Source organism: Anaerococcus sp. Marseille-Q7828, assembly GCF_949769285.1.
GTDB lineage: Bacteria > Bacillota > Clostridia > Tissierellales > Peptoniphilaceae > Anaerococcus.
In genome coordinates, this window is the sequence record NZ_OX458331.1 from 311,994 (window position 1) to 325,843 (window position 13,850).

The following is a 13,850-nucleotide window of genomic DNA, read 5'->3' on the forward strand; positions in this document are numbered from 1 at the left end:
TGGGGTTCAAGTCATAATAGTCCCTTTTTTATTCCCTTGCTATCTCTTTTGCAAGTACATAGCCACCTATAAGGCCTGCCTCGTTGCCTAGTTCTGGGAATACTATATATTCTTTACTATCTGGCAAAACAAGGTAGTCGCCCTTTATCTTGTCAAATTCTTCCCTAATCTTATCAATCATACCTTCCTTGTTACAAACTCCTCCACCAATTATTATGATATGAGGACGAAGAATTGCTGTGTAGGTATAAAGTGCTTTTGCTATATATTTTGCAGTAATAGCAAAGGCCGAATCTGAGATGTCGAGATTTTCTCCTTTTTCTCCTGCTCTTTTTTCTATAGCAGGTCCTGAACAAAGGCCCTCAAAGCAATTTTTGTGATAATCGCAAACTCCCTCAAAGTCATCACCATCTTCTTTTGGAAGTTCAAAGTGTCCCATTTCTGGGTGAGAGTATCCTTCTAAAAGTTTGCCATTTTGTATGTAGGATCCACCTATGCCTGTTCCTATGGTTAGATATAGTGAGCTTGTCTTATCTTTTGCTGCTCCCAATTCATATTCGCCAATGCCACTTGCTCCAACATCTGTTGTAAGTCCCATTGGTAGGTCTAAATTTTTCTTAAGCTCACCAAGTAAGTCAAAGTTTCTCCAAAGCCTTTTTGGTGTAGCTAAGATAGACCCATAAGTTTTGCTATTTTTGTCAACATCAACTGGTCCAAAAGCGCCAATGCCAATGGACTTTATATCAGAGTCCTTAAAGAATTCTACAATCTCTTTTACATTGTCATATGGGTCAGCCGTCTTTATCCTATCTTCTGTGAGGAGATTGCCCCCATCGTCAAAAATACCACACCTTATTTTTGTTCCACCTAGTTCTATTGAACCGTACATATACTGCTCCTTTCATAAAAAGCACAAATATTGATTTTAAAATTTCCTATAGTTTCATTATATCATTACTTGTAGGGGAAATATTACTTTTATACATAAGAACTAATAAATTTTAAAATCGTTAATGTATAGCTTGCTTGCTCCATATAAGGCAAGCCTTAGAGTCTTGATTTTTTCATAAGATCTTAGGTCAAAAATTCGCCTATCCCCAATGGAGTCGATATTAAATCTTTCTCCATTTATGAATATATATCCAAGGGTGAAACGTGAACCTTTTCTAATATCTTCTCTGACCACAAGAAAGTTAATATCAAGGCCATTGGGATTTTCTACTTCTAGAAAATATTCATTACCTATATCAGTACAAGTTATAAATATGTCATCCTCTATATTTTTTGAGAAAGATTCTTGGATTTTTCCCTTGGTTTCCTTTAATCTTTCTATGATCTTATCATCAATTTTTCCGCTCTTGTTGGCAGGAATGTTTAATAGCAAAACTCCCCCACGGCCGACAGATTTAAGGTATATTTCAAAAAGCTCTTCTACAGATTTTATCCTCTCATCCTTGTGGGAAAACCAACGGTCGGTAACTGATGTGTCGCATTCACTTATAGAAAAAACATAGTCTTCATTATGACCCACAGCTGACCTAAAGGCAGCATCATAGTCTATTTCAAAAGTATCTTTATTAAGCCTTGGTGCATTTTCACTTGGGGCATAGCCTAGTTCGTTACCAGCCCAGTGGATGCCACCCATAGGTCCCACTCCAAAAAATAAGATATGAGGATTATTTTTCCTTATCTCTGCCATAAAACTCTCAAAATCATATTCTTGGTCTGGGTAATTCTCATCTTTGGCATTGTCAAACCACCATTCCACAAAGTGACCCTTGTTGCCGTATATAGGATTATTAACAATCTCTTTGATTTGTTTTAAGTAAAAATTGTTATAAGCTTCTCCGCTACCATAAGTAGGCTCGTGGACATCCCATGGGGAAAGATATATGCCCATATTCATGTCAAACTTGCTGCAAGCCTTTGAAAGCTCGGCTAGAAAGTCCTTGCCATAACTAGTATTAGTTATCTTATTAGAGGTCTCTTTTGTATCCCACATACAAAAACCATCGTGGTGTTTGGCTGTAAAAATTAGTCTCCTAAAACCCAAATCCTTCAAAGTCTTTACATAGGATTCGTAGTCAAAATCGATCATGGTAAAATCATCTAGACTTTCCTTGCCATTGCCCCATTCCACTTCTGTATAAGTATTCATGCCAAAATGTAAGAAGGCTCCACACTCTTCTTCCAAGTAATTAACTTGGGAGACACTTGGGAGTGGACCATGGTATTTTGGAATTATTCCATCAAAAGTTTCTTCAAAGTTAAAGTATGGATCAGAGTTCAAATCCGTTGTTTTTTCTAAGTTCATAAAACCATTCTCCAGATTTCTTAATCTTTCGTTCTCCAGTTTTAAGGTCTAGTTCAACAAGTCCATAGCGATTTTTGTATGCATTTAGCCAGCTCCAGCAATCTATGAAGGTCCATACCTGGTAACCCTTGCAGTTTGCTCCTTCTTCTATAGCCTTAGAAAGCCAATATAGGTGTTCTTTGAAAAACTCTATGCGGTAATCATCTTGGATTTGCCCGTCTTTTCTAAAACGTTCCTCATCTTCAACACCCATGCCATTTTCTGTAACTAGCCATTCAATATTGCCGTAATTGTCTCGGATATTTATTGCAATGTCGTATAGAGCCCTTGGATAGATTTCCCAACCTCGATATGGGTTCATCCTCTTACCTGGCATATCATAGCCCATATAGTATTTGCCTTGGGAAAACATAGCATCTTCTTTGTAGACATATGGATTTTCCCTAACCCTAAGTGGTTGGTAGTAGTTTACTCCAAGGAAATCTATAGTGTTTTCTTTGATGATTTGTAAATCGTCATCTGTGTATTCTGGCAACAAATTCTCATTTGCTATTATTTCTACTAATTCTTTTGGATAATAGCCTTTGACAGATGGATCCAAAAATGAGCAAGTATTAAATAGCTCGCTAATTTCAGCAGCCTTCAGATCTCCAGCATTATCACTCCTTGGATATGATGGTGTAAGATTTAATATTATTCCTATTTTTTTCTTGCCATTCATTTGCCTATATGCTTTTATAGCTGAGGCACTGGCAAGCTGAGTATAAAAAGCACATTGGACGGCCTTTTGTGGATTTACTTCTGCCGGATAGTGGCAACCATTCATATATTGGCATTCTACATGGACTATAGGTTCATTGAAGGTAAACCAACCGTCAACTAAATCGTCAAAAAGTTCAAAGCATTTTTTCGCATAGGAAACATAGGCCTCTACAGTCTTTTTATTGGTCCATCCACCAATATCCATCAGATACATAGGCATATCAAAATGGAATAGGTTAATATATAAAGTAATATTTTTCTCTTTGATTTTTGAGAAATAATCTCTGTAAAATTCGACTGCCTTTGGGTTTACTTCGCCATCCATAGCTGGTATTAACCTTGTCCAGCTAATGGATGTTCTAAACACTGAATGGCCAGTTTTTTCTAATAAGTCTACATCTTTTTCATAATTATGGTAAATATCCGTCGTATCTTCGGGTCCTATAAGATTGTGAAATTTATATGGATCTTTTTTGTACCAAAAATCCCAAGTGTTTTCACTTTTGCCATCAAGACTTGCCGCTCCCTCAGATTGAGCAGCGCTTGTGGCAGATCCATATAGGAAACCCTGTGGAAATTTAATCATCTTCACTCCTTTGTTTAAGACTCCTGCCTTCTTTTATTGTCTTCATTAAATTAGCATAGGCTCCGTAGAGGTTGTTGTCATTAAAAAATGATACAGGTCTGATGTCGTATGCTTTGCTTGCAAAAATTCCACTTCCAAGCTTTTTCTTTAGCTCATTAATAAAGCGTTCATCAGAAGAAATTCCACCACCTAGATATATGATTTCTGGGTCAATGGTATAGGCAATGTTATAAATTCCCATGGCTAGGTAATCGAACATCAAGTCAACCTCAGAAAAATATGGTTCTTCTTTTTTAAAGTACTTGTCAAAAATCTGATAAGTTGTATCATTGATTCCATATTTTTCTATCATCTTTCGCCTTACATTTGGTAGGGTTGCTAGCATTGAGAAGTTTTCATAATTACCGTCTTCATTTTTTAATAGCATGTAGCCAAATTCGCCACTCTCTAGCTTGGCTCCCCTGACTATCTCGCCCTTATTTACAACAGCTCCCCCAATTCCTGAACCAATTATAAGAAAAGCTATGTAATCTTTTTTGTGATTTCCGTAATAAACTTCGGCGAAGGCTGCACAGTTTGCATCATTTTCTATGGCTACAGGCAAAGAAAATTTCTTTTCTAGATGGTAGGCAAAATTATATTCTGTAATGAATTCTACAGCTGATTGGCCTAGTATTTTTCCTGTGAGGGGATCGACTGTCCCCGGGGAAGATAAGCCTATGCCCTCAATTTTATATTTCTTTTGGTAAGATATGATTGTATCTTCAAAAAACTTCACAAATTCATCCATTGTCTTTACTTGAGCCTTTGAAGATTTTTCTATAATCTTATCATTTTCTATTAAAGCGTACTTGGTGGATGAGCCACCTATATCAAATACTAAATACATTTTTTCCCTTTGTGTTATAATAATCTAATAAGGAGTTATTATGTCAAACAGTTCATATGATTTTATAATGGATATAATCAGCAAAAATAATATAAAACTTTCTAGAAGTGAGCAAGCCATACTAAAAAGATTAAAAAGTTTAGAGTCGGACATTTCAAATCTTTCAATAAATGAATTTGCCAAAACTTTTTATGTTTCTACGGCCACAGCCACTAGATTTTCCCAAAAACTTGGCTTCAACGGCTACCTTGAGTTCCGCTATGCCCTAAAATCTCTAGGAGATAATAGGCCCTACAAGGCCTTGGGCATATATGAAGATATGATTTCTGGTATAGAATCAGTTGATTCTAAACTTCGTGATTTTATCAGAAATTTGGACCAATTTCATAAAATTGCAATAATTGGCATAGGCACATCTGGCCTTGCCGCCAATGAATTTGTCTACAAATTAAATGAAATGAATATAATAAATTCTGACTATGCCAAGGAACCCTACGCCATTGATTTATTGACCAATAGCTTAAATAAGGAAGACTTACTAATAGCTCTTTCCCTTAGTGGAGAAAACACCAACCTTCTAGAAGGGGTAGATAATGCCCTAGAAAAAGGGGCAAAAATCCTATCCCTCACCAGAAGTCCTAAGTCTACCTTGGCTCAAAAATCAGACTTTGTTTTCCTAACTCCATCATATTCGACCTATGAGTTTAACATTTCAAAAATGGCACCCCTTATTGTCTCTATAGATATAATTTGTGAGATCTACCAAGCTACTAGGCCTTGATCATTTCAAGGCCGATGTATCTTAAAACAGCCTCACAGAACATAGAATTTGACCATGAGAACCAATCTCTTGTGTACTGGCTCGGGTCATCCTTATGAAAACCTTCATGCATCAAATACTTATTATCATGTGTTGTTTCAAAATAGTGGAGGATTTCTTCTTGTTCGCTTTTTTCTGTTGATGTCATCATTTGCATAGCTAGGGCTATATGCCAGATATAATCCTTTGGAGTATGGTCACTTCCTATGCCCTTAGCAGCGCTTCCTTCATAATAAAGGTGGTTTTTATTTGACAAGATCGCCTTTCTAGTGTTTTTGTAAAGGTCATCGTCCTTATCCATATAATCTAGGTAAGCAAGGGATAATAGGCTTGGAACATTGGCATCGTCCATAAAGTTACTATTGCCTAGACCATCAACTTCATAAGTTAGAATCTCACCAAAATCATCATCAGTAATCTTTCCATATTCATCTATGCCCTTGTCAATCTCATCAGCAAGTTTTTTCATCTTATTAGCAAGGTCATTATCTTTGCCAGCATCAACTAAGCAATCTGCAAGTCTTCTTAGACTTACAACTGTAAAGGCATTGGCAGGAACCAAGTATTGGTACATACAAGAATCGTCACTTGGCCTAAAACCTGACCAGCTCATGCCTGTGTAAGCTACTGGAGAGCCTCTTTTGCCAGTTCTCAAGGTTTCAGTTACAGCTTCTGGATTTGGCCTTACAAATTCATATGGTGAATTTTCGTGATTTTGTTCAAGTTCTATTTGATCAACAACATTTGATAGAATCCTAATAAATTCATCATCAAATATAGATGAATCTTTTGTCTTTTCATAGTACAAGTGAGCAGTTTGCATGATATAAGCTAGGCTATCAAGCTCATACTTTCTTTCCCAAACCCAGTCAGATTCAAAGTCAGTTATATCATCGTGGGTCCAAGCCCTACCATTTGCCTCTTTATTGAAGGCATTGGCATAGTAGTCCTTGTCAACAGAAAAGAACTGTCTTTGGATGACTTTTTTGATCAAATCATTTGCCTCATCTGAATCTATATAAAATAAGGGTCTAATCTGTCCAGCAGAGTCCCTTAGCCACATAGCTTCTATATCGCCTGTGATTACAAAGACATCTCCCCTATCAGTTGCTTCCATGGTAGTTGTAAAAGTGTTTTTAATAGCTTTTTCAAATATCTTTTTTATTTCATCTGTAACTTGATTGGAATTATTTACTTTTTCTATCAAGCTTTCTACTATCTTTTCCATAAAACTCCTTTCAAAAATCAAGTTTTGTGGTTCTAATCTCAAATGGACTTAGTTTGCCCTTATTAATCTTGCGATCATCTGGCTTTTGTCCTAGTATATCGTAATTTTCTCCGTCAAGCCTTGGTAAATCCTTATCGTAAGCACTTGGATTGTAAGTTCTAAAAATAGGGTCTCCCTCATAGTTTCTATAAAGGATAGAATATAAGTTTTCTCCAAGGTCTATATCTGGAACTCTTGGACTAAAGGCAGTCGGGTCGGTGTTTTTATCTATTTGAACCTTAAAAAATGGTACTCTCTCTTTCAAAGCTTTTTGTATAGAAAGAGATGGGTTTTGGTCAAATATATCAAGATATAGGTTAAATTCCATATCAGCCAAGTCACCCAAAAGTTGGGCATCTGGTGTTGGGAAATATCCCCAGTCTCCAAGCTCTCCAGTAGACCTAAATAGAGTTAGGTATAGACCCTCATCTTTTATTTGCTCGTATTCTGCTATGCCAATAGTGGATACCGTAAAGCCTTTGTCAGATTGATCTTTTACTTGAATATACCTGTTCAAATTTTGTGAATAATCTGGGTTTTCCCACGTTTTTGGATGGTAAGCAGATCTTTTGACGGTTTCAAAGATACTTTCTGGATAAATAAAATCTGACTCTAATGTGTGGCCAAATAACAACCTCATCCTATGGTCCTTGGCCATATTTTTAAGCTTGATTTTGATATCCATTGTTGATTTTTCATCATAAATGATAATTTCTTTGTAAATTTCTATCTTTACATAATCTTTTGACCTTTTTGCCTGCCTAAATGGTAGACCTACTAGGGTAACTTGCTCTTCAAACAAGGTCTGGTCTGCGGATTGTGGTATAGAAATTTCCTCTGTAAGCTTTATGATGTACTTGTCATTTTCCCTTAAGACAACTTTTTCTATGAGCTTGCCACCCAAAACCCTTAGATTATCGTAAGACTTTTTATAGATATACTCATTTCCTATATCTCCACTATCTTCAACCATCAAAACATTGGTATAAGATTCATTTGTCCTCTTATCCTTGATGTCCAAAGAAGCATTGTCATTTATTTTTATTTGGTAGAAGTCATTTTCAATCAAATCCTTTTCATAAGAGATGATTTCGTACTTGCTTTTTCCTTCCACTAATCTAAATATTTTCTTTTCATATGGCCTAAGTTTAGCCATAAACTTTACATTAACTTGCCTTGAAAAATAAGGCTTGCGGAAGACATCTTCTGGCAGTTCATATCCAAAGTTTGTGCCAATATCTGTGATTTGAGCAGGTATTTCATTGCCATCATCATCGACTAAAGTTAGATCTGGCAAATCAATTTCTTTAAGTTTTTTGATAACTTCTGGGAAATTCGCACCAAAAAATTCCTTCATATAGTCTAGGTCAATGGATACAATCCTAGTTCTTTCATATGGTAGCGTATTTATTAAACAGAAGCTCACATCATCTGAGTCATTGTAGGTGTTTTTTGCTATAAATTCTCCTAGCTTTTGGTCAAGGTAATCAAGAGCCTCAGCCGCATCTTTGAACCTTCTCCTGTTGCCATCGTGGACGGAATCTATAGAGCATCCACAAATGCTGTCGTGTGGGTGGTTGGAAATAAGTCTTTCGTAGATGTAGTCAATTCTATCATGAGGATAATCTTCTCTCTTGCCAAAGATGGTAAGAATGGGTTGAGTAACTTCTTCAAGTCTCATCTCTAAGTTTTTGTTCATATGTTTGAGATAGTACCTAGATGAAGAGGTTCCTTGCAGGGTGTACCATCCATCTGTAGTCTGACTACGAAGCTCACCAGTAATCTTGGCAAGTTTTTTTCTATCTACTTCTTTATTTACTGCCTCATAGTACAAGTCTAGGTTTGAGTGGACAAAGTCGTAATCATCATACATGGTGTTAAGCTTTTCTATTATCTCTCCAATGTTTTTTTGTACTGGTGAGTGGTCGCAACCATTCATTAATAGAAGTTGGTTTGTCGAAGCGTATTTTTCCATGTCAGCTATTTTTTGGTCCATGTATTTTCTAAGCTTATCTTCCTTGCTAGGTATATCTACTCCATTGCAATACCAATTAGCAAAAAGTATTCCCAATACTTCTGACCCATCATTTGATTGCCAAATAAGTTCAGAATTTTTGGATGTGTAATCTTCTATAACCGCATTGTCAAAACCTGTTGCCTTGACCCCACGGCCAAAGTAAGAGACATCAATGCCAGCCTTATTTAAAATCTGCGGAGCTTGGCCAATGTTGCCAAAGGTATCTGGGAAATATCCAATGCTAGCTGGTTTTCCCCAGCCACTAGATTTTTTGATGCCTAGGCTTAAGTCCTTGACATTTGATTCTCCACTGGTCAAAAATGCATCTTGTAAGATATACCAAGGACCAATTATTATCCTTCCAGATTTTATTAATTCTTTTAATATTTCCTTATTTTCTGGTCTAACTTTGAGGTAATCTTCTATGGGCAAATACTGGCCATCAAATTGGAAATACTTGAAACGAGGATCTTCACAAGCTTCAATAAGTCCATCAACTAGGTCGACCAGACGCATAGTATGATTTTCTAAAGGCAAATACCATTCCCTATCCCAATGGGTGTGGGATATGATGTGGACTGTTTTTTTCATATTATTCCTCTATCAATTTGTGGTAAATTTCATCAAGTGATTTTGATGTTATAACCTGCCTATCTATAAGCTCATCTTGGGTAAATTCTTTATAGATTTTTATAGTATAGGATTTGCTCGTATCATAAAGTTCCTTTGCTTTTTTATCTTCTCCATTTATAGCTTCCTTTACGGCTAATAATAGATATTTTAAGCTTTCAAAGAAAGGAATTACTTCATCATATAATTTTTGATTAGAATAATTTTGCTCATAGAAATCTATTGCAGTAACTTTCTCATCTATAAGTCTTATGACTTCATCATTATCAGCCTTATCAAAAGCTTCATTGATTTTAGCTTCTTCTAGGTATTTTTTATTCTCTTCCCTCTTATAAATATCAGATCCATAGAAAGAGTCAGATATGATGAAAAGTTCTTTTGCAACACTCTTATCCAGATAGTCAAGTCCTCTTTTGAAGGCTTCTATTGGTTCATAGTTTTCTGGGTCTTTGTAAAGCTCTGCTGCTTGGTAGATGGAAAGTTTTGATAATTCAGCTTGATTCATTGGGTTTAGTACAATAAAGTCGTAGTTGAAATCTTTGCTATCAAAGAATTCAAAAACTTCCATAAATATTTCACCACGTTTGTAGTCATTAACTGGCCAATTAAACCAAATATGTGGTTTTTTGTCCAAAAGTTTTATAAAGGCTTCATTTGCATCATGTCTTAAAGGAGTGACAACATCATATCCTGTCCACATAATGTTTAAATTATCAATATTTCTAAACATATCATAGTATTCTTTGCCTTTTTCATCTATCCAAGCTTGGTTATACCATGGGTTAACAAATATCAAGTCCTTGTTATCATATTTAGAAATATGTTCTATTAGATCTTTAACAAGTCTTAAGTGATATTTCCTATCTTCATAGGCTTGATTGCGATCAACATCGTCCATACAAAGGCCAAAGCTATTTACTCCAACTTCATGCAATTGATCATATTTTTTGAATATTTTTTCAATTTCTTGATCATAGTCAGCCCATTTTATTAAGTTTTGTCCTGGATGGATAGCCCAGACAAATTCTATATTTTTTTCTGTTGCGGTTTCTTGTAATTTTTTTAATTCATCAAGTTTTTCTGCTGTATATGGCTCTCTCCATTTAACATTGTGGTAAGGGTCATCTTTTGGCGCATAAAAGAACTGGTCCATACCTACTTCTGATAGAAATTCTATAAGGGATTTTCTTTCTTCAAAAGTCCAAGGTATACTGTAAAATCCTTCTATAATACCTGTTTTGATTTTTGTCATTTTTACTCCTTTAGAAACTACTTTTCTTATTTTCTAAATATATTTATAAATATTGTAAGTTCTTACAAAAGTCCTTAGAAAACTAGAGACTTATACACAAAAGTGCATAAGTCCCTTTTTTTATCTACTATTTTTCCCAAGCATCAAGTTGATTTTGAACTTCAGTTATTGCTTTTTCGATTCCTGCTGTTTTTAGTTGATCTAAAAATTCATTGTAGTAAGATTCGTCGAAAGCACCTGTTTTAAGGTTTATAAAGTATTTTGATGTTGTAGCTTCAATATTTTCAAGTTCACCTTGGATAGGTGTTTTGTCAATATTAAATCCAAGTGTTGGAGAAGCAACAAGTTTTGATTCAAATTCTTTTACTTCTTCATCAAATTCTGGATCGCCAAGTCCTACGCCACCAGCCATTGGTGTTCTGTTATACATTGATAGGTATTGGAATGCAGCTACATCGTATACTTCTGTAGACTCGCCAAGTCTTTTAACTTTGCCATCTTCAAGTTCATAGTCTTCGCCTTCAACACCGTATGATAGTAAGTCTTGAAGTTTCTTGTCTGTGAACATTCTGTTGATAAAGTCTAAAGCTTCTTCTTTATTTTCAGTTTGGCTGTTTACAGATACTAATTTACCTGTTGCTTTGCCATTGTCGATTACTATTGAATCACCAATTATTGAAGATAATTTTTCTTCACCTGGTTGTGACCATACTGCTTGAGATCCTGGTTCACCTTCAGCTTGGCCTACAAGGTTTGATTCATAGCTTCCGTCAGCTTCACCTGGTTGTAGTTGTGGAGCATCTGGATTTATTAGACCTTCGTCATAAAGTTTTTTCATTTGGTCAATTTCAGCTTTGAAATCTTCGGATTCATAGATGCTATAAGCTACTAATTTTCCATCTTCTTCTTTAACACCTATACCAGAAGCAACTTCAAATACTGGGTTTTCTCTAGCGAATAGGTAGTCAGAAGCTACTATATATGGATATGGAGCATCTGGTTCATTTTCCTTAACTTCTTTTAAGTATGGTTCAATATCTGTTGTTGTTTTTAAATCTTCATATGGTACATCATATTTTTCAACATATTCTTTGTTCCATACGAATTGGTTAGCTGCTACAACTCCTGGATAAGCTGATGGCAAACCATAAAGTGGTCCATTTATTCTTGAACCTTCTAGCATTCTATCGTCGATTAGTTCTGCAGCATCTTTTAGTTCATTGTCTAGGTAGTCATTTAAGTCTAGTAGAGCGTTTTGATCTGCTAGAGTCTTGTATGGACCTGCCCAGTTAGCTGTGAATGCTAAGTCCCAATCTTCACCAGAGTTAACTGCTAGTTGAAGTTTTTGTTGGTAATCACCCCAGTCATAGAAAACTGTGTCTATGTGATAACCTGCATCTTGACTATCTAAGTATTCGTTTATAGCAGCTACAACTTCAGCATGTCTTGTTGGTTCTCCACCTATATTGAAATAGGTAAGTGTTGGAACTTCGCCATCTGTTTCTGCAGTTTCTTTTTCGTCAGCTGCTTCTTCTGGTTTTTCTTCGTCAGCTTTTTCTTCTTCTGCTGGAGCAGTTTCAGTTGTTTCTGCCGCATTGTCTTTTTCTTCTTCAGCAGGTTTAGAAGCATCATTGCCACATGCTGTGATACCTAGTGCTAATGCTAAAATTAGTGCACTTTTCTTAAATTTGTTGTTCATATTTCCCCCTAAAATTTTTTATAAAAACTTTTTAATTAATAAAAAGTATTTACCTACTTGTCTTCCCAGCTGTCTAGTTGTTTTTGAACTTCTTCTACAAGTTTTTCAATACCAGCTGTGTGAAGTTTTTCTACAAATTCTTCGTAATAAGCATCGTCAAATGCGCCTGTTTTGATATTACGTAGATATTGTTCTATGATTTGATATACATTTTCGTATTCTTTTTCGCTTCCAGCCTTATCAAAGTTAAATCCAAGTATTGGTGATGGCTTAACCCTTTCTAGATAAGTTTCTAGTAAAGCTTCTCTTTCAGCTTTATCTTCTTTTTCTGCTTTAACACTTGGTGTCATCATTTGTGATGCAAGGAAGGTAAAGCCTGGAACATCATATCCTGTATCTTCTATTGGTTCTATTGCCTCGTCTACTAGCTTGTAGTTAACGCCTTCGATACCATTTACTAGGTATCTCATCAGTACCTTATCGCTATACATTCTGTTGATAAAGTCCATTGCAAGTTCTGGATATTCACTTTGAGAGTTTATAGCCAGAAGTGAGCCTGTTGCTTTTTCGTTTGTTACATATACCATGTCACCGGCATATGATGAAACTACTGGAACTCCAAAGTTCTTAGTCCAAATATCGTCAGATTTTACTCCACCTTCACCTTTTCTTACTAGCCATGTTGGGCCATTGGCCAATTGACCAGCATCTATTTGTGGAGCTGATGGATCGATGTAGCCAGCGTCCATGTATTTTTTCATGGTGTAGGCTAGGTCTTTGTAGCCATCATCTTCCCAAACTGAGTAAGCAACAAGCTTCCCATCTTCTTCTCTAACTCCTACTCCAGGAGCTGCAGTAGATGTTGGAATTCTTGTCTGGAAGATAAAGTCATTTGCTATACCAAATGGATATTCTACTTCTGCTTCATTTTCTTTAACTTCTTTTAGGTATGGTTCTAAATCCTTTTCTTCTTTGATATCTTCTATTGGAATATCGTATTTTTCTACAAGGTCCTTATTCCATATGAAAAAGTCTGCTGGTGTGATATTATCAGCTGTTGCTGGCGCTCCGTAAAGTCTGCCATCTACTGAGGCTCCCTTTAGGACATCATCACTTACTAAATCAAGCATAGCTTGACCTTTTTCTTTAGCAAGGTCTGTGATATCTAAGAATGCTCCCTTATCAACCATTTCCTTGTATGGACCTGCCCAGCTTGCTGTAAATGCTAGGTCCCAATCGTCACCAGCATTTGATGCTAGTTGAAGTTTTTGTTGGTAATCGCCCCAATCAAAGTATTGGAAGGCTATGTGATAGCCAGCATCTTGGCTGTCAAGGTATTCGTTTAAGGCAGCTGCTACATCATCTGTTGCAGGTTGTGGTGTACCGACATTGTAGTAAATAAGTGTTGGCACATCACCTTTTGCCAAATCTTTGTCTTCTGAATCTTTGTTATCCTCGCTAGCTTCTTTATTTTCTTCGCCAGCTTCTTCTACTTTTGTATCGTCTGTAGAAGAATTCTTTTCATCTGCATTTTGACAAGATGTTACTAATAGCAAGGAAGCTAATAGTATAGAAATTTTACTTTGAATTTTCATATTACCTCTTTTTGTAAAG

10 protein-coding genes are annotated in these 13,850 nt (G+C 36.0%); 1 reads left to right on the forward strand and 9 read right to left on the reverse strand.

Translation table 11 applies throughout. From position 1 onward, the window contains the following. Positions 1 to 28: 28 nt before the first annotated feature. The 4 genes from QNH69_RS01560 to QNH69_RS01575 form a co-directional block, all read right to left on the reverse strand. A complete protein-coding gene (locus QNH69_RS01560; protein ID WP_282928868.1) occupies positions 29 to 889 on the reverse strand; it encodes an ROK family protein in 861 nt (286 codons plus the stop codon). Positions 890 to 991: 102 nt separating this feature from the next. Next, positions 992 to 2,314 carry an alpha-L-fucosidase gene (locus QNH69_RS01565; RefSeq protein WP_282928869.1) on the reverse strand — a complete coding sequence of 441 codons (1,323 nt, stop codon included), beginning with the start codon at positions 2,312 to 2,314 and terminating at the stop codon, positions 992 to 994. Then, positions 2,280 to 3,662 carry a glycoside hydrolase family 1 protein gene (locus tag QNH69_RS01570; protein ID WP_282928870.1) on the reverse strand — a complete coding sequence of 461 codons (1,383 nt, stop codon included), beginning with the start codon at positions 3,660 to 3,662 and terminating at the stop codon, positions 2,280 to 2,282. Before QNH69_RS01570 ends, QNH69_RS01565 begins: the two co-directional genes overlap by 35 nt. Then, complete coding sequence (locus QNH69_RS01575; RefSeq protein ID WP_282928871.1) at positions 3,655 to 4,551, reverse strand: ROK family protein; 897 nt, start codon at positions 4,549 to 4,551, stop codon at positions 3,655 to 3,657. Before QNH69_RS01575 ends, QNH69_RS01570 begins: the two co-directional genes overlap by 8 nt. A gap of 40 nt (positions 4,552 to 4,591) precedes the next feature. Between QNH69_RS01575 and QNH69_RS01580 the strand changes: the two genes are divergently transcribed. Continuing rightward, positions 4,592 to 5,332 carry a MurR/RpiR family transcriptional regulator gene (locus tag QNH69_RS01580; RefSeq protein ID WP_282928872.1) on the forward strand — a complete coding sequence of 247 codons (741 nt, stop codon included), beginning with the start codon at positions 4,592 to 4,594 and terminating at the stop codon, positions 5,330 to 5,332. On the opposite strand, the gene QNH69_RS01585 is transcribed toward QNH69_RS01580, so the two are convergent. From QNH69_RS01585 to QNH69_RS01605, 5 genes are all read right to left on the reverse strand, one after another. Further along, positions 5,322 to 6,599, reverse strand: a complete 1,278-nt coding sequence (locus tag QNH69_RS01585; protein ID WP_282928873.1) for a glycoside hydrolase family 125 protein — start codon at positions 6,597 to 6,599, stop codon at positions 5,322 to 5,324. The two genes, QNH69_RS01580 and QNH69_RS01585, sit on opposite strands and share 11 nt — an antisense overlap. A 10-nt stretch (positions 6,600 to 6,609) precedes the next feature. Next, positions 6,610 to 9,246 carry a glycoside hydrolase family 38 C-terminal domain-containing protein gene (locus tag QNH69_RS01590; RefSeq protein ID WP_282928874.1) on the reverse strand — a complete coding sequence of 879 codons (2,637 nt, stop codon included), beginning with the start codon at positions 9,244 to 9,246 and terminating at the stop codon, positions 6,610 to 6,612. 1 nt (position 9,247) lies between these two features. Next, positions 9,248 to 10,537, reverse strand: coding sequence for a beta-N-acetylglucosaminidase domain-containing protein (locus tag QNH69_RS01595; RefSeq protein WP_282928875.1), 1,290 nt, complete (start codon positions 10,535 to 10,537; stop codon positions 9,248 to 9,250). 127 nt (positions 10,538 to 10,664) lie between these two features. Then, entirely contained in the window at positions 10,665 to 12,236 is a 1,572-nt protein-coding gene (locus QNH69_RS01600; protein ID WP_282928876.1) for an extracellular solute-binding protein, read from the reverse strand. Positions 12,237 to 12,289: 53 nt separating this feature from the next. Beyond that, positions 12,290 to 13,831, reverse strand: a complete 1,542-nt coding sequence (locus tag QNH69_RS01605) for an ABC transporter substrate-binding protein (RefSeq protein ID WP_282928877.1) — start codon at positions 13,829 to 13,831, stop codon at positions 12,290 to 12,292. Positions 13,832 to 13,850 lie beyond the last annotated feature (19 nt).